The 15673-nt window shown below is 68.8% G+C and carries 16 protein-coding genes and 1 pseudogene; 9 read left to right on the top strand and 8 right to left on the bottom strand.

The annotated features are described in order from the left end of the window. Positions 1–45: 45 nt before the first annotated feature. The 3 genes from JIX56_RS23680 to JIX56_RS23670 form a co-directional block, all read right to left on the bottom strand. On the bottom strand, positions 46–759 hold the full coding sequence (locus tag JIX56_RS23680) for an IclR family transcriptional regulator (RefSeq protein ID WP_443031868.1): 714 nt from the start codon (positions 757–759) through the stop codon (positions 46–48). A gap of 687 nt (positions 760–1446) precedes the next feature. Beyond that, positions 1447–1659, bottom strand: coding sequence for a DUF5326 family protein (locus JIX56_RS23675; RefSeq protein WP_257543338.1), 213 nt, complete (start codon positions 1657–1659; stop codon positions 1447–1449). Positions 1660–1823: 164 nt separating this feature from the next. Beyond that, entirely contained in the window at positions 1824–2141 is a 318-nt protein-coding gene (locus tag JIX56_RS23670) for a cupin domain-containing protein (protein WP_257543336.1), read from the bottom strand. A 57-nt stretch (positions 2142–2198) separates the two neighbouring features. On the opposite strand from JIX56_RS23670, the gene JIX56_RS23665 reads away from it, so the two are divergent. The 5 genes from JIX56_RS23665 to JIX56_RS23645 all read left to right on the top strand — a co-directional run bounded on the left by JIX56_RS23665 (position 2199) and on the right by JIX56_RS23645 (position 5918). Beyond that, positions 2199–2576 carry a phage holin family protein gene (locus JIX56_RS23665; RefSeq protein ID WP_257543334.1) on the top strand — a complete coding sequence of 126 codons (378 nt, stop codon included), beginning with the start codon at positions 2199–2201 and terminating at the stop codon, positions 2574–2576. A 9-nt stretch (positions 2577–2585) separates the two neighbouring features. Further along, positions 2586–3077 carry a low molecular weight protein-tyrosine-phosphatase gene (locus JIX56_RS23660; RefSeq protein WP_257543332.1) on the top strand — a complete coding sequence of 164 codons (492 nt, stop codon included), beginning with the start codon at positions 2586–2588 and terminating at the stop codon, positions 3075–3077. Continuing rightward, a complete protein-coding gene (locus JIX56_RS23655) occupies positions 3074–4216 on the top strand; it encodes a cystathionine gamma-lyase (protein WP_257543330.1) in 1143 nt (380 codons plus the stop codon). The genes JIX56_RS23660 and JIX56_RS23655 overlap by 4 nt, the downstream gene beginning before the upstream one ends. 195 nt (positions 4217–4411) lie before the next feature. Continuing rightward, the gene (locus tag JIX56_RS23650; protein WP_257543328.1) at positions 4412–5317 is read left to right on the top strand and encodes a LysR family transcriptional regulator; all 906 of its coding nucleotides are present in this window, start codon (positions 4412–4414) and stop codon (positions 5315–5317) included. A 121-nt stretch (positions 5318–5438) separates the two neighbouring features. Beyond that, a complete protein-coding gene (locus JIX56_RS23645) occupies positions 5439–5918 on the top strand; it encodes an NUDIX domain-containing protein (protein WP_257543326.1) in 480 nt (159 codons plus the stop codon). A 46-nt stretch (positions 5919–5964) separates the two neighbouring features. On the opposite strand, the gene JIX56_RS23640 is transcribed toward JIX56_RS23645, so the two are convergent. Both JIX56_RS23640 and JIX56_RS23635 read right to left on the bottom strand, forming a co-directional pair. Further along, entirely contained in the window at positions 5965–7425 is a 1461-nt protein-coding gene (locus JIX56_RS23640) for a globin domain-containing protein (protein ID WP_443031867.1), read from the bottom strand. A 418-nt stretch (positions 7426–7843) separates the two neighbouring features. Then, on the bottom strand, positions 7844–8476 hold the full coding sequence (locus JIX56_RS23635) for an HAD family hydrolase (RefSeq protein WP_257543296.1): 633 nt from the start codon (positions 8474–8476) through the stop codon (positions 7844–7846). Between the two features lie 165 nt (positions 8477–8641). Here JIX56_RS23635 and JIX56_RS23630 point away from each other — a divergent pair, with 165 nt between their 5' ends. Beyond that, positions 8642–9508, top strand: a complete 867-nt coding sequence (locus JIX56_RS23630) for a GNAT family N-acetyltransferase (RefSeq protein WP_257543294.1) — start codon at positions 8642–8644, stop codon at positions 9506–9508. Positions 9509–9545: 37 nt separating this feature from the next. On the opposite strand, the gene JIX56_RS23625 is transcribed toward JIX56_RS23630, so the two are convergent. Further along, positions 9546–9935, bottom strand: coding sequence for a hypothetical protein (locus JIX56_RS23625; RefSeq protein WP_331597567.1), 390 nt, complete (start codon positions 9933–9935; stop codon positions 9546–9548). Between JIX56_RS23625 and JIX56_RS23620 the strand changes: the two are divergent. Together JIX56_RS23620 and JIX56_RS23615 are read left to right on the top strand one after the other, a co-directional pair. Then, a pseudogene (locus JIX56_RS23620) lies at positions 9934–10380 on the top strand (MarR family winged helix-turn-helix transcriptional regulator). The gene JIX56_RS23625 and the pseudogene JIX56_RS23620 overlap by 2 nt on opposite strands. Before the next feature lie 9 nt (positions 10381–10389). After that, positions 10390–10842 carry a GNAT family N-acetyltransferase gene (locus JIX56_RS23615; RefSeq protein WP_257543290.1) on the top strand — a complete coding sequence of 151 codons (453 nt, stop codon included), beginning with the start codon at positions 10390–10392 and terminating at the stop codon, positions 10840–10842. A gap of 93 nt (positions 10843–10935) precedes the next feature. Here the strand turns inward: JIX56_RS23615 and JIX56_RS23610 are convergent, their stop codons facing one another. Further along, positions 10936–12321, bottom strand: a complete 1386-nt coding sequence (locus tag JIX56_RS23610) for a serine hydrolase domain-containing protein (protein ID WP_257543289.1) — start codon at positions 12319–12321, stop codon at positions 10936–10938. Positions 12322–12372: 51 nt separating this feature from the next. Continuing rightward, the gene (gene dnaB, locus JIX56_RS23605; protein ID WP_257543287.1) at positions 12373–13848 is read right to left on the bottom strand and encodes a replicative DNA helicase; all 1476 of its coding nucleotides are present in this window, start codon (positions 13846–13848) and stop codon (positions 12373–12375) included. 449 nt (positions 13849–14297) lie between these two features. Between dnaB and JIX56_RS23600 the strand changes: the two genes are divergently transcribed. Next, complete coding sequence (locus JIX56_RS23600; RefSeq protein ID WP_443031866.1) at positions 14298–15644, top strand: MATE family efflux transporter; 1347 nt, start codon at positions 14298–14300, stop codon at positions 15642–15644. The last annotated feature ends 29 nt before the right edge of the window (positions 15645–15673 follow it).

Here is a 15673-nt window from a genome sequence, read left to right as displayed (position 1 = left end):
TGGAAGTTTGCTGAAAGTACACGAGAGATCACAAGGAGTGATTTTTCAGATGCTGATAGAGATCGCGAGTGTCCCTAGTAGCTTTCCGATCTCGGTCTGCAACTGATGGGCCACGGGCAGCAGCCGATCGGCCTGGTGCGAGGGCAGCGAGATGGCGAGGGTCCCGGCGGTCGTCCCCACGGTGATGGGGATCGCGGCGCAGACCGTCCCGAGGGCGTACTCCTGCCGCTCGACGACCGGTTCCATCCGCCCGATCCGGTCGAGGCGCCGTAGCAGCGTCTCGTTGTCACGGACCGTGTACGGGGTGAGCGACTGCACCGGATAGCGCTCCAGGTGGTCGCGGCGGGCCTCATCACCGAGTTGGGACAGCAGGCACTGCCCGATGGCGTGCGCGTGACCCGTCTCACGGAAGTCGGCCCACTCCTCGACCGCCGGGATGCTCGGGCTGTCGGCGACGCACTTGACCTCGATCTCGCCGTCCCGGTAGATCGCGAAGTAGACGGGGACGCCGAGGACGTCCCGCCAGTGCGCCAGGGCCTCGCCCACCGTGCTGCGACGTTTCTGCTGCGCTCCGCTGCTGCTCAGCCGCTCGGCCGCCTCACCGAGGAAGAACAGCCCCTTGTCCCGATACAGATAGCCCTCGTGCACCAGCGTGCGCAGCAGGTGGTACGCCGTGGGCAGCGCGAGCCCGGCGTCCCGCGCCAACTGTTTGGCGGGCGCCCCCAGTTCCCGCTCTGCGACAGCCTCCAGCAGTCGCATCGCCCGCTGTACGGAGCCGATCAGGGTGCCGGCGTTCGCCTCCGACCCGCCCGGCTGGGCTGCCGGGGACGGAATGCGCGCTCCCCTTCCCGAAGGGTGCCCGTGAGGCGGCACGGGGCGGACGAGCCCCGTCGGCGGTGTCTGTGCCCGGGGCGATGGTGCCGTGGGCTGTGCCTGCGGCTGCGTCGCGGGAGGCTCCGTGCATCGCACGCTCTCCTCGCCCGGCGAGGTCCATGGCTGCACCGGGGGAACCGGGGCCTTCGAGGGTGTCGTACGCGGCGGGGGCGGCTGAGCATGGGCCTCCGTGGCCCGGACGCGCGGCTGCTCCGTGGCGGCCGTCGGTGTCGATCGGGGTCCCGGCTGGGTGGGGGGAACGGCGCTCTGTGTCGACCGGGAACGCGGCCTGGCGGGTGGAAAGAGCGGTTCTGCGGGTGCGGTGTCAGCCGTGGCCAAGGGTCACTCCCGAAGCGAGAGGAGGGCCGCCCGTGCGGGGGACACGGGAGGGAGGTGCGCCGCCCGCGGGGTCGAGCCCGCGATGAGTTTCCGGACTCTAGCCGCCTGTCACCGCCCGCAGACGGCCCCGCCGGGAAACTTCCCTCTGGCGAGGGAACCTCACGTTCCTGTTACCGCACTGCCCTGACCGGGCCTCACCCACTCACGCCTCAGCTGTTGCGCGGTGCTGACGCCTCACCAGTCGCCGCGCGACGAGGAACTCGCCGTGAACTTCCGTACGACATAGATCAGTCCGCCGACCAGCGCCACGAAGACCAGCACTTTGAAGAGCAGGCCCACCACAACCTGGACGACGCTGACTATCAGCCCTCCGAACACCAGCAGAGCGATGACCGGCACCGCGATCCACTTCACCCACCACGGCATCCCCGCGAAGATCTCCCGCATCGCCCTTGCTCCTTGTGTCTCCACCCGTCGCCCCGCCACCGGGGCACTGATTCCGGGCTTTCTGCTGTCCTGCCATCGATGCTAGGGCCGCGAAGGGGCCGTTCGGGGGCTTCGCACCCCTTGTCCGTCCCTGATCGTCCCCCTAGGGAACACCGAAGCGGACGTCAGCCCTCCGGCGGAGAGAACACCACCACGACCCTCAAGTCCTCGGTGATGTGGTGGAACTTGTGGGCGATCCCAGCGGGCACGTACACGACACTGCCGCGCGCCACCTGGGTGGTCTCGAAGCCGACCGTGAGCGAGGCGCGGCCGCTCACGACGAGATACACCTCGTCCTGGCTGTGCGGCTTCTGCGGGTCGAGATCGCCGGCATCGAGCGCGTACAGGCCGACCGACATGTTCCGCTCGCGCAGGAACTGCAGGTAGGCACCGTCATTGGCGGCGCGCTCCGCCTCCAGTTCATCCAACCGGAATGCCTTCATCGACTTAGTCGCCCCTGCCCAGTGCTCGTACCGATCGCTTCTGCCACGATCAGACACATGATGAATTTCCTAGTCAAGACGATCGCCAACGCGGGTGCCCTGGCGGTCGCGGTATGGCTGCTCGACAAGATCACGCTGACCGGGGACAGCACGGGCAAGAAGGTCGGCACGCTCCTGCTGGTCGCGCTCGTCTTCGGCCTGGTGAACGCGGTGGTCAAGCCGCTCGTGAAGCTGCTCACCCTCCCGCTGTTCATCCTGACACTCGGCCTGTTCACGCTGATCGTGAACGCCCTGATGCTGCTGCTCACCTCGTGGCTGGCCGACATGCTCGACCTGAGCTTCCACGTGGAGGGGTTCTGGACCGCCGTCCTCGGCGGCCTGATCATCTCGATCGTCGCCTGGGCGCTCCACCTCGTCCTCCCCGACCGGGACTGAGGGTCCGGCATGACCTACCGAGTCTGCTTCGTCTGCACCGGCAACATCTGCCGCTCCCCGATGGCCGAGTCCGTCTTCCGCGCCCGTACGGAGGAGGCCGGGCTCGACCACCTGGTCGAGGTCGACAGCGCGGGCACGGGCGGCTGGCACGAGGGCGACGCCGCCGATCCCCGCACCATCTCCGTGCTGGAGGCGAACGGCTACGGCAGTATCCACGCGGCCCGGCAGTTCCAGGTCTCCTGGTTCTCCCGCCTCGACCTTGTCATCGCCCTCGACAGAGGTCACCTCAAGGCCCTGCGCCGCCTCGCGCCGACCGCGGCGGACGCGGACAAGATCCGGCTCCTGCGCTCCTACGACCCCACTGCGGGCGACGACCTCGACGTTCCGGACCCCTATTACGGGGGCATGGACGGCTTCGAGGAGTGCCTGGAGCTCGTGGAAGCGGCGAGTTCCGGTCTGCTGGCCGCCGTACGCGAGAAGGTGGAGGGACGAGCCGCATGAGCACGGAGAACCCCGCGGGAGCCGGTGACGGCACCCGTGCGGTGCGGGCCGGTCTGCCCGAGCCCGTCAAGCACGAGCCGACCCTCCCGGGGCCCGTCTTCGCCGCCCACTACCACCTGCCGGGCGAGCCCACCGGCCCGTACGCCTACGGGCGCGACCAGAACCCCACGTGGACCCTCCTGGAACGCGCCATCGGCGAACTGGAGGCACCGGGACAGGAGGACGCCGAAGCGGTCGCCTTCGCCTCCGGCATGGCCGCCATCTCGGCCGTCCTCTTCTCACAGCTGCGCGCCGGTGACGTCCTGGTCCTACCGAGCGACGGCTACAACGTGCTGCCCTTGGCGGGTGAACAGCTGCGGTCGTACGGCATCGAGGTGCGCAGCGCTCCCACGGGCGGCGACGCCCAGCTCGACGCGCTGGACGGCGCCAAGCTGCTCTGGCTCGAGACACCGTCGAACCCGGGGCTGGACGTGTGCGACGTGCGGCGGCTCAGCGAGGCGGCACGCGCGCGTGGCTGTCTCGTCGCCGTCGACAACACCCTGGCGACCCCGCTCGGGCAGCGTCCGCTGGACCTGGGCGCCGACTTCGCCGTGGCCAGCGGCACCAAGCAGCTGACCGGACACGGAGACGTGCTGCTGGGGTACGTCGCCGGGCGCGATGCCTCGCTGATGGCGGGTGTACGGCGCTGGCGCAAGATCGTCGGAGCGATCCCGGGCCCGATGGAGGCCTGGCTCGCGCACCGCTCGCTCGCCACGCTGCAGCTGCGCGCCGACCGGCAGAGCGCCAACGCCCTGGCCGTGGCCGAGGCGCTCAGGGGACGGCCCGAGGTGACCGGGCTGCGCTACCCGGGACTGCCCGACGACCCCTCGCACAAGATCGCCTCGCAGCAGATGCGGCGTTACGGGTGCGTGGTGTCGTTCGCTTTCCCCACGCGCGCGCGTGCCGACCGTTTCCTCGACGCGCTCCGGCTCGTGGACGACGCCACGAGCTTCGGAGGGGTGCGGTCCACCGCCGAGCGGCGCGGCCGGTGGGGAGGCGACGCGGTTCCGGAGGGCTTCATCCGGTTCTCGGCCGGCGCAGAGGACACGGACGATCTGGTGGCGGATGTGCTGCGTGCGCTCGCTGTGGCTACCGACTAGTACTGCGCTACGCACAACGGACGGTCCGAGCCTCCCCCCTCGTGGCTCGGACCGTCCCCGGTTCTGCGCGCGAAGAACCGCGCGAACAAGGCTAGTTGACTCTGCGTCAGTGTCCAATCACAGTAGCGACAGAGGCCTATCGACTTATTTATAGTTGGGCGCTCCGAGGGCGGCGAGGGGAGGGGAGGGGCGACCATGGATCTGGCCTTACTGCGAACGTTCGTGACCGTGCACCGGGCCGGTTCCTTCACCCGCGCCGCCGCCCTGCTCGGCCTCTCGCAGCCGGCCGTCACCTCGCAGATACGCACCCTCGAACGCCAGCTGGGCCGCCCGCTCTTCCTGCGCCAGGCCCGGGGAGTGACCCCGACGACCATCGGCGACGAACTCGCCCACAAGGCGGCGCCGCATCTCGACGCGCTGGTCGAGATCGCCGAGACGGGCCTCGAGGACGACTCCTCCTTACGGACCCTCCATCTCGCCGGCCCACCGGAGTTCACCGCCGAGCGGGCCCTGCCCGCACTCACCGAGCTGACCAGGGACGATGGTCAGGGCTTCGCGCTGCGGGTCTCCTTCGGGAACGCGGACGAGACGCTGGAGGGCCTCTCCGCCGGACACCACGACCTGGCCATCACGACCGCCCAGCCGCGCGGCACCCTGCTCACCGCGACGCCGCTCTGCGACGAGGAGCATGTCCTGGTCGCCGCCCCGCGCTGGGCGGACCGCATCGCTCCCGGCAAGCTGCGCCGCAAGGAGGCGCACCAGCTGGAGGACTTCCCCGTCGTCGAGGTACACGAGTCACTGCCGTTCGTCGCGCGCTACTGGGCCTCGGTCTTCGACTCCAGGCCCGCCACCTCCGGCACCGTGGTCGTCCCGGACCTGCGCGCGGTCCTCGCCTGCGCGATCTCCGGCGCCGGGCTGGCCGTGCTGCCCCGCTATCTGTGCGCCTCCGCCCTGGAGCGCGGTGACGTCGTCGCACTCCTCGATCCGGCGGTGCCCCCTCTGCGGACGTATTTCCTGGTGGCCCGTACGGGCACCCTGGCCATGCCGCACATCGCGCGGGCACACGAGTGGCTGCTGCGGACGGCGGCGGACTGGTCCTGAGACGACCTTCCCCATCGCTCGACGGAAGCGGGTGCCGACGGCGGACCCGTCGCGAGCGCCAGGACGCCCCCTTCCTCGCTTCCGATGTTTCACGTGGAACATGCAGGGCCACATTTCTCCCATGACCGTACGACCCGTGGTCAAGCGCACCGCCCGTGCCGTCCTGCTCGACGGCGACGACCTGATCCTGATCAAGCGGACCAAGCCGGGCGTCGATCCCTATTGGCTGACGCCGGGCGGCGGGGTCGAGCCGGAGGACACGACCGTCGTCGACGCGCTCCACCGCGAAGTGCACGAGGAACTCGGCGCGAAGATCACCGATGTGGTGCCCTGCTTCGTGGACACCGTCGAGCACATCGGCGAGGACGGCGCCACCGGCGTGAAGGTCCAGCACTTCTTCGTCTGCCGCCTGGAGTCCATGGACCTCTCCAAGCGGCACGGTCCCGAGGTGGACGAGCCTCTGGGCGAGTACGAGATCGTGCGCATCCCCTTCACCCGGGTCGGCATCGCCTCCGTGCATCTCGTTCCGCTGTCCCTGCGGCACTACCTGGACGGAAACATCGAGGGCGTACGGGCGATGCACGCGCACGACCTGGGCTGACCTTCCGCCGACGGCCGCCATCCACTCCCCGCGGAGACCTCGCTGGTCAGTCTCCGGCGGCCACCAGTTCCTCCACCGAGTCGTGGCGTATGCGCTCCGAGGGGATGCCGGCGCCCTTCAACGCGTCCACACCGCTGCGGATCATCCCGGGCGGGCCCGAGAGGTACGCGTCGTACCCGTTCCAGGGTCCGTGGTCGCGTATGGCGTCGGGCAACTGGAGCAGTCCGTGCCGATCCACGACCGGGCGGACCTCCAGCCACGAGTTGCTCTGCTGCAGCCGTAGCAGCGTGTCGAGGTCGTAGAGGTCCTGGCCGGTGCGGGCTCCGTAGAAGACCTCGACCGGGCGGTGCCGCCCGTGCTCGGCGACGTCCTCGACGATGGCCTTGATGGGCGCGATACCGGTGCCGCCGCCCAGACAGAGCAGTCCGCCGTCGGTGGTGTGGTCGACGGTCATCGCGCCGGCCGGCGGGCCCAGTCGCAGAACGTCGCCGGGCCGGGCACGGTGCACGAGCGCGTTGGAGACCCAGCCCGCGGAGATCGCCTTCACATGGAACGACAGCAGGCCGTCCGAGCGAGGCGCCGAGGCGAATGAGTAGTGCCGCCAGATCCGCGGCCACCAGGGGGTCTCCAGGGTTGTGTACTGCCCGGCGAGGAAGGAGTACGGCTGGTTCGGACGGACGGTGAGGACCGCTATGTCCGCGGTCCTCAGATCGTGCGAGACGACCTCGGCGAGCCACCAGGGCGGGGAGCGCAGTTCGTCCGCCGCCGCCGCGTCGATCATCACCTGGGAGATCGTCGTGTACGTCCGGACCCAGGCCGCCTCGGTCTCGTCGTCCCAGCTCCCCTTGGCGTACCGGCTCAGCGCACCGATCAGGCACTCACCGACGGCCGGGTAGTGCTCGGCCTGGGTGCCGTACTTGCGGTGGCCGCGACCGAGGTTCTGCAGATAGTCGACGAGGACCGGGGCGTTGTCGATGTGCTCGGCCGCGGTCAGCAACGCCTTGAGCAAGCGGTCCCGCTGGGCGTCCATCGCCGGGGGGAACATCGAGCGCAGCTCCGGGTGCTGGACGAAGAGCAGCGCGTAGAAGTACGAGGTGACCTTGTCGGCGACGGGCCCGATCTCGGCCATGGTGCGCCGGATGAGAACGGCGTCGGGGGAGACGGGGGCTGTACGGTCGGCGCGTTGGACGGGTACCCGGGCGTCGAAGACGGAGTGCCCGGAGCCCTGTTCCTGAGCAGCCTGGTCCGGTTGGGGGCGAGGCGGGGCGCTGGGCGGAAGGTCCGCGGAGGTCTGTATTCGCTCCCGCGCGGCGCCGTCCCGGTTCTGCTGCGGGCCGTTCGGCGGCTCCTGGGACCGGCCCACGGGCCGCAGGGCGGCGAGGCGGTTGCCCTCGGGCTCCTGATCTCCGCCAGCGGACGGCGGAGACGTGCGCGGTGTGAACCAGCCGCCTCCGTCGCTGTCCCCCGAAGTGCCGTTGCCGGCCGACGTGGTGGTCGGAGCGTCCATGGTGTGCCTCGCCTCGAGCATCTTTCGGTCGATCTGCGCGCTTCCCCAGTCGGAAGTCGCACGCTTTCCCCCGCGGACGGCCTTGCTTTTCCCCGTTCGTTCCCGACGACCAATGCGGCCACATTCAATCCGGGTTCCCGCTCCGTACGGACAAGTAGGTGAGAGTGTGACGTGAGCCGCAGCACTCACCGCAGCGTTCCACAGCTCACGAACGCCCCCACCGCGTAACGGCAAACGCAGGTCCTCGATCTCCCTGTCCGGTTAGGCTGCATTGAGCTGCGTTCGCACCCGCGACATGAGACGACTGCATCTCGCTTCGGACACGAACCGGACTCGACCCTACCGGCAGGCGCGCCACACACAAGTCCCCCCTTGCCGTGCCGGGAATTCAACGGGCGCGAATCAACAATTCCTTCAATTACCGGGCGCGTCGCACTAATTCATAGACATCCCACAGATCCTGCCCCATGTACGAGTGAGTGGCGAGCCCCACCAGATGCCGATCGGCATTCACGGCGACCGAGATCGGAACAGTACCGAAGAGTTCCGCGTCGGAGAGGGAGTCGCCGTATGCGACGCAATCGGCGCGGGTCAGCCCGAACTTCGCGCAGAGCCGATCCGCGATCTCCACCTTGGCCGCCGGTGTGAGGATCCCGGCCGGATCGACGGGCTCGGCGAAGGGCACCGAGGGGAAGCGCGAACCGTACGCCGCGTGCACACCCCAGGCCGTGAGCCGCTCAACGAAGAAAGAGGGCGAGAGCGAGATGACGGCGCAGTACTCCCCCCGGTCCCGGATCTCGGCCCAGGTGTCCCGAATGCGCCGAAGCCACGGCGCACCCTCGAAGGCCGCGACGACATGGCTCTCGGTGAGCCCGGCCCACAGACCGTGGACGAGCTGTGCGTACGCCCGTGAGTCGATGCGCCGCGTAACGAAGTCCCGTTCGAGCTCGGCGATCTCTTTGTCCAGGCCGAGCTGCCGCGAGATCTCGACCGGGGCCGCCGTGCGGTGGAGCAGAGTCCCGTCCAAGTCGAACAGGTGCAGTCGTGTCATGGGAGCCGAGACTAACCATGCCTGCACGCATGTGGCTGGAGACCGATGTTTCACGTGAAACATCGGTCCGCGCGCTGTGCGGTTGTGCACGAGATGGCCAAAAGGGCGTACGTCTGACCGCAAACCGGTGGACGCCAAGGGCTCGTGTCGGACAGCCTGACCTGCGTGCCGACACCTTCCCCCGCCGCCCTGCCCATCCGCCGTCTGACGCCTCGCGATCTCACCGCCTGCGCCGATCTGTCCGAGGACCGGGGCTGGCCCCGTGAGGAACACAAGTGGGGGCTGCTCCTCACGGCCGGGACCGGGTACGGCATCGATGACCCCGAGGGTGGTCTCGTCACCGCCTGTGTAGTAACCGAGTACGGCCCGGCGGGCCGTCCGGTTCTGGGGGCGATCGGCATGGTTCTGGTCGCCGAGCGGCACGCCCGCCAGGGCATCGGCCGCCGTCTGATGCGCCATGTCCTCTCGGAGATGGGTACGACCCCGCTGACCCTGCACGCGACTCCGTACGGACGTCCGCTCTATGAGGAACTGGGTTTCAAGATCATCGGACAGGCCGAGATGGTTCGTGGGCACTTCACACCGGGCGGCCCTGATCCCTCGGTCCCCACGCGCCCGGCCACGGCCGAGGACCTCACCACGATCGTCCGGCTCGACGAAGAAGTCTTCGGCACGGATCGCACCCACATCCTCACCCGGCTCCCCGCTTTCGCCGATCAGCTGCGCGTGGCCGAGGAGAACGGCCGGATCATCGGATACACGGCCGCCTGGCCCAACATGGACGACCATGTCGTCGGCCCGCTGATCGCCCGGGACACGCAGACGGCCAAGGCGCTGATCGCCTCCCTGGCCGCCCACACCGACCGGCCGTTGCGCACCGACATCGACGTACGCCATGAGGAACTGCTGACGTGGGTGAAGGAACGCGGCCTGACGTCGATCGCCTTCAACTCGGTGATGACGTACGGAGTTTCCGAGCTGCCGGGTGACTGGTCCCGGCGGTTCGCCCCGCTGACCGTGGCGGCGTGCTGAAGCGCGGGTCCCAGCGGGTGCGGCCGGCCGTCGGCGGTCAGCGGTGGACGGCTGCCCGCTGCTCGGCAGTTCCCACTCCCGCTCCCGCAGTGCGAGGACGACGGCCAGGGCACCCGACGTACCGCATGGACATCAGCCCGCGGTCCGCGTACTTGCCGCCCACGAGGTTGCCGCCCACGAAGCCGGCGACGTGCGTCATCATCGGCGCGATGTAGGCGATGGCTGCGAAGACACCGCCGAAGCCCAGCACCGTCATCGCCATGGCGAGCAGGACCTGGACGTTCTTGAAGGCGGCCACTTCGTGGCGCAGGCGCACCTCCTCCGGCCTGGGCATTTCGGGAACCAGCCGGGCGATTCCCAGCAGACCGACGACACCCAGCGCGGCCACTCCGGCGAAGGTGACCCGCCAGCCGACGGACTGACCGATGAGGGTGCCCAGCGGGACTCCGACGACGTTCGCTACGGTCTCCTTGTTGCACGGGAGGATCGGTCCCGCAGCGAACGCGCACTGCAGTCCGGCCACGGTCTGAGCGTGCGCGAGTACTCCCTGCTCGACGTACTGAGCCGCCAGCACGACGGCGAAGGCGGGCACCTGCAGATGAAGCAGGTCGCCGACGCGGTGGTCCTCAGCAAGAGCGCCGCCACCCGGCTGATCACCCGTCTGGAGGACCGCGGTCTCCTCGCGCGCTACCCGTGCCCGACCGACCGTCGCGGCATCTACACCGACGTCTCCGAGGCCGGCCTCAAGCTTCTCGCGGAGGCACGCCCCACCAAATGACGCCGCCCTGCGCGGAGTTCTCGACGAGGCGGCGAAGAACCCTGAGCTGGCCCCTCTGGTCCGCGTGGTGGAGGCACTCAACGCGCCTGCGTAGGGTGCGTCCATGGGAGATCTTGAAATTCGCCCGGCGACCAAGGTCGACGTCCCGGAGATCGTCGCGATGCTGGCCGACGATCCCTTGGGAGCTCAACGCGAGTCGCCGGACGACCTGGCCCCGTACTTCACCGCGCTGGAGCACCTGAGGGGCGATCCGAACCAGCACGTGGTGGTCGCCGTTCGCGAGGGCCGTGTCGTCGGCACGCTTCAGCTCACGATCATCCCCGGGCTCTCCAGACGTGGTGCCACCCGCTCGATCATCGAAGGTGTACGCGTCCACGTCGATGAGCGCGGCAGCGGTCTCGGCACGCAGCTCATCGAGTGGGCGATCGGCGCATCACGGCACCGGGGCTGCCAGTTGGTGCAGCTGACGTCCGACGCCACACGCACCGACGCCCACCGTTTCTACGAGCGGCTCGGCTTCGAAGCGACCCACGTGGGCTTCAAACGGCCGCTGTGAGGAGCGGCCCGGTAGTGCCTGTGGGGCGCTGTTTCACGCAGTGTTTCACGTGAAACAAGGCGAACGAGAACCCCACCATCGCCAGAACGACGCCTACGAGATCCCGCGCCAGCCTTCGGGATCCACTCCACCCGGCACCGGAGCCCCCTCGTCGTACGGCTGACGCGTGAACACGAAGGACCCGAGGTCCAGGTGGCTCACGGTCCCGTCAGGCCTTCGTACAGCCCGTAGGAGCTCTCCGGCGAAGTAGCCGTTGAGCCCAACCCAACTGCCGTCGTCGTTGGGCCGGAACCGAGCACTGCGCAGCGTGGCGGACAGCGGCTCCAACGAGACGCCTCCGTCGGCGACGAGTCGCAGCACGAAGCTGTGCGTGCCCCAGTACCAAGGTCCGGCCAGCTCCAGGACCGAGCGGTCCACTTGAGGCAGCGGCATCCACGGCTCGGGAATCCGGGGCTCGGCCGCCGCCACGATGCGTACGAGGTCGGCGGCCACCTCCGACACCACCGGCCCGGAGGTGCAGTTGGCCAACACGACGGCCGCCACATCGTCCTCGACGCTGATCGTCAGGTTCGCGAGGAAGCCGGGAACCGAACCGCTGTGGCCGACGAGGAACCGGCCGTCCCGGTGCTGAAGCTGCATACCGAGCCCGTACGCCGACCCGGCCGACACATCGGCGGCCTCCCCCGGCGCGGCCGGGGTCCGCATCTCCAGGACGGACTCCGCGCCCAGCACACGATCGTCCCCCTTGGCCAAGAAGACCGCGAAGCGCGCCAAGTCCGCCGCAGTGGACCAGAGTTGCCCAGCCGGGCCCATCCGGCCCAGATCCTCGACCTGCTCCGGCAGCATCACGTCCGCCCAGGGATGCACGGCCCAGCCGCCGGCGTGCGGCGCCTCCGGGTGCCACGTCGTACGGCGCAGGCCCAGCGGTTCGAGCACCTCGTGACGCAGGACGTCCTCCCAGGGAGCGCCCCGCAGTTGTTCGACGAGGGCGCCGAGGAGTGTGAAACCGGGGTTGGAATAGTGGAAGCGGCGGCCGACGGGATGCCGGTGGGGCTGCTCGCCGAGCACATCGGCGAGTTCGGGGCGCAGGGAGCCGGGGGTCCGCTCCCACCAGGGCGACGGCGACTCGGCCGCCAGTCCGCCGGTGTGCGCGAGCAGTTCGGCGATGGTCGCCTCCCCCGCGCCGGTGCCCGGCAGATGCTTGTCCAGCGGGTCGCCGAGGTCCAGCACGCCCTCGTCACGCAGCCGCAGGACCAGAACGGCGGTGAAGGTCTTGGTGATCGAGCCGATCCGGTACTGCACGTTCGCGTCCGGCGCGTGCCCCTCCACGGAGGTCCGCGCCCCGTTCCACACCGTCTCCCCGCCCCTGACCACCGCCGCGACCAGCGACGGCGCCCGTCCCTCGGCCTGAGCGACGGCGATGCGATGCAGCAGAGCCCGGCGCGTGGCGGGAAGCAGCTCTTCCTGAGATGTCGTCATGCACCAAGTCCATCGGGCGCCACACCTCGCGTCGAGCGCATTTCTGCTGGATCAGGTCTGCGCCATGTCCACGAACCGTGAGTAGTGGCCCTGGAAGGCGACCGTGATCGTGGCCGTCGGACCGTTACGGTGCTTGCCCACGATGATGTCCGCCTCGCCCGCGCGCGGCGACTCCTTCTCGTAGGCGTCCTCTCGGTGCAGCAGGATCACCATGTCCGCGTCCTGCTCGATCGATCCCGACTCACGCAGGTCGGAGACCATCGGCTTCTTGTCCGTACGCTGCTCGGGACCACGGTTGAGCTGTGACAGTGCGATCACCGGCAGCTCCAGCTCCTTGGCCAGCAGCTTCAGGTTTCGCGACATGTCCGAGACTTCCTGCTGGCGACTCTCGGACCGCTTGCCACCGGACTGCATGAGCTGCAGATAGTCGATGATCACGAGCTTCAGGTCGTTGCGCTGCTTCAGACGCCGGCACTTGGCACGGATCTCCATCATCGACAGGTTCGGGGAGTCGTCGATGTAGAGCGGCGCGGCCGAGACGTCCGGCATCCGGCGGGCGAGGCGCGTCCAGTCCTCGTCGGTCATCGTGCCGGACCGCATGTGGTGCAGGGCCACGCGCGCCTCGGCCGACAGCAGACGCATCGCGATCTCGTTGCGGCCCATTTCGAGCGAGAAGATCACGCTCGGCATGTTGTGCTTGATCGAACAGGCGCGCGCGAAGTCCAGTGCCAGCGTGGACTTACCCATGGCGGGACGGGCCGCGATGATGATCATCTGTCCCGGGTGCAGGCCGTTGGTGAGCTGGTCGAGGTCGGTGAAGCCGGTCGGCACACCGGTCATCTCCCCCGACCGCGAACCGATCGCCTCGATCTCGTCGAGCGCGCCCTCCATGATGTCGCCGAGCGGCAGATAGTCCTCGGTGGTGCGCTGCTCGGTGACCGCGAAGATCTCGGCCTGGGCTCTGTTGACGATCTCGTCCACGTCGTCGTCGGCCGCGTATCCCATCTGGGTGATGCGGGTGCCGGCCTCGACGAGGCGGCGCAGGACGGCACGCTCATGGACGATCTCCGCGTAGTACTCCGCGTTCGCCGCCGTCGGCACCGTCTGGACGAGGGTGTGCAGATAGGAGGCGCCGCCGACCTTGGTGATCTCGCCGCGCTTGGTGAGCTCGGCGGCGATGGTGATGGGGTCGGCGGGCTCGCCCTTGGCGTAGACGTCGAGGATCGCCTGGTAGATGGTCTCGTGTGCCGGTTTGTAGAAGTCGGGGCCCTTGAGGATCTCGACCACGTCGGCGATGGCGTCCTTGGACAGCAGCATGCCGCCGAGAACGGACTGCTCGGCGTCCAGGTCCTGCGGTGGTACGCGTTCGAAGGCCGATCCTCCGCCATCCCACTCCGCGTTGTCCCGGCCTCGGTCGTGCCGTTCGTCCCTGCTGCGACCGCCGTCCTGGCGGCGGCGGGAGGAGGGCAGACGATCACTGGGCCCGCTGTCGGCCCACGGGTCGTCCAAGGGCTCGGAAATGCTCACCGAGCGGCCTCCTCCCGTCCGCCGAGCGGACCTCGCCGTGCTTCTCATTTCTACGGCACGACACTGACAAGTGAGAGGCCCAACTCCGGTTCTGGCGCGTCGGTTTTCCGAGGTTTCCGTGATCTGCCGAGGAGCGGGCGTCGCACCACCGTAGGCCCGTCGGCACCGTCAGCCAATCTGGTTATCCACAGGCCATGTGGACGACGCTCCAGATGCTGTGGAGAACCCCGCAAAACCTGTGCACGACTCGGTGGACAGGCCTGTGAACAAGACCTCGCCCTTTCCATGAGAACCACTCTGACCTGCATCTTTAGCGTCCACCGGCTGTGCAGAAGAAAAACTTTCCCGACTGGATCAAGATCATCACGATCAGTGCCCGACAGCGCACCCGACCATGCGAGATGTAATAGGCATTAGTACATTGCATCTCTTACCTGTGGAAGATTAGATTGGTGCTCATGACACAGGCTTCCGCGACCCCCAGAGCCACCCGGCGTCGGCACGATCGAGAGATCGTCTCGCTGGCCGTTCCGGCCTTCGGCGCGCTCGTCGCCGAGCCTCTTTTCCTGATGGTCGACACCGCGATCGTCGGCCATCTCGGCACCGCACAGCTGGCCGGTCTCGGCGTCGCCTCGGCCCTCCTCGTCACTGCGGTGAGCGTCTTCGTCTTCCTGGCGTACGCCACCACGGCCGCTGTGGCCCGACGCGTGGGGGCCGGCGATCTGCGGGCCGCGATTCGCCAAGGCATGGACGGCATCTGGCTCGCCCTGCTGCTCGGGGCCGCCGTCGTCGCTGTCGTCGTTCCCACCGCACCCACCCTCGTGACTCTCTTCGGCTCCTCGGACACTGCGGCTCCTTACGCCACGACCTATCTACGGATCTCGGCACTCGGTATCCCGGCCATGCTCGTCGTGCTCGCCGCCACCGGCGTCCTGCGCGGGTTCCAGGACACGAAGACACCCCTTTACGTCGCTGTCGCGGGCTTCGTCGCCAATGGCGCACTGAACGCAGGCCTTGTCTACGGCGCTGACCTGGGCATCGCCGGATCCGCCTGGGGCACGGTCATCGCCCAGGTCGGCATGGCCGCCGCATACCTCTGGGTCGTGATCCGCGGTGCCCGCAAGCATGGCGCCTCACTGCGCCCCGACGCCACCGGCATACGCGCCTCGGCCCAGGCTGGAGTCCCTCTGCTGGTCCGTACGCTCTCATTGCGTGCGATTTTGCTGATCGCCACCGCAGTCGCCGCCCGCCTCGGGGACGAGGACATCGCCGCGCACCAGATCATCCTGTCGCTCTGGAGCCTGCTCGCCTTCGCCCTGGACGCGATCGCCATCGCCGGGCAGGCCATCATCGGCCGCTACCTCGGCGCAGGTGACACCGAGGGCGCCCGCGAGGCCTGCCGGCGCATGGTGCAGTGGGGGATCGCCACGGGTACCGTCCTGGGACTCCTGGTGATCGTCGCCCGCCCCTTGTTCATTCCGCTCTTCACCGGCGACCAGGGAGTTCAGGAAGCCGCGCTCCCCGCCTTCATCGTGGTGGCGCTCGCCCAGCCGATCTCCGGAATCGTCTTCGTGCTCGACGGCGTACTGATGGGCGCGGGAGACGGCCCCTACCTCGCCCGGGCCATGTTGTTGACCTTGGCGATCTTCATCCCGGCCGCGCTGCTCGTCCCCACCTTCGGTGGTGGACTGACCGCCCTCTGGGCCGCCATGACGCTGATGATGGCGACCCGCATGGTGACCCTGTGGCTGCGCTCCCGCTCCGGGCTCTGGATCGTCACCGGGGCGACGCGCTGAGGGCTCGGCTCCCACTGGGCGTCGTTTCA

The organism is Streptomyces sp. CA-210063, assembly GCF_024612015.1.
In the GTDB taxonomy this organism is placed as follows: domain Bacteria; phylum Actinomycetota; class Actinomycetes; order Streptomycetales; family Streptomycetaceae; genus Streptomyces.
This window is presented reverse-complemented; position numbering and strand designations above follow the sequence as displayed.

Excerpts from the sequence above, each read along its gene's own strand:
- JIX56_RS23670 (WP_257543336.1), bottom strand. The coding sequence starts at position 2,141 with ATGAAGGCATTCCGGTTGGATGAACTGGAGGCGGAGCGCGCCGCCAAT.
- JIX56_RS23675 (WP_257543338.1), bottom strand. The coding sequence starts at position 1,659 with ATGCGGGAGATCTTCGCGGGGATGCCGTGGTGGGTGAAGTGGATCGCG.
- JIX56_RS23680 (WP_443031868.1), bottom strand. The coding sequence starts at position 759 with ATGCGACTGCTGGAGGCTGTCGCAGAGCGGGAACTGGGGGCGCCCGCC.
- JIX56_RS23610 (WP_257543289.1), bottom strand. The coding sequence starts at position 12,321 with ATGACGACATCTCAGGAAGAGCTGCTTCCCGCCACGCGCCGGGCTCTG.
- JIX56_RS23655 (WP_257543330.1), top strand. The coding sequence starts at position 3,074 with ATGAGCACGGAGAACCCCGCGGGAGCCGGTGACGGCACCCGTGCGGTG.
- JIX56_RS23665 (WP_257543334.1), top strand. The coding sequence starts at position 2,199 with ATGATGAATTTCCTAGTCAAGACGATCGCCAACGCGGGTGCCCTGGCG.
- JIX56_RS23635 (WP_257543296.1), bottom strand. The coding sequence starts at position 8,476 with ATGACACGACTGCACCTGTTCGACTTGGACGGGACTCTGCTCCACCGC.
- JIX56_RS23660 (WP_257543332.1), top strand. The coding sequence starts at position 2,586 with ATGACCTACCGAGTCTGCTTCGTCTGCACCGGCAACATCTGCCGCTCC.
- JIX56_RS23645 (WP_257543326.1), top strand. The coding sequence starts at position 5,439 with ATGACCGTACGACCCGTGGTCAAGCGCACCGCCCGTGCCGTCCTGCTC.
- JIX56_RS23640 (WP_443031867.1), bottom strand. The coding sequence starts at position 7,425 with ATGGACGCTCCGACCACCACGTCGGCCGGCAACGGCACTTCGGGGGAC.
- JIX56_RS23650 (WP_257543328.1), top strand. The coding sequence starts at position 4,412 with ATGGATCTGGCCTTACTGCGAACGTTCGTGACCGTGCACCGGGCCGGT.
- JIX56_RS23615 (WP_257543290.1), top strand. The coding sequence starts at position 10,390 with ATGGGAGATCTTGAAATTCGCCCGGCGACCAAGGTCGACGTCCCGGAG.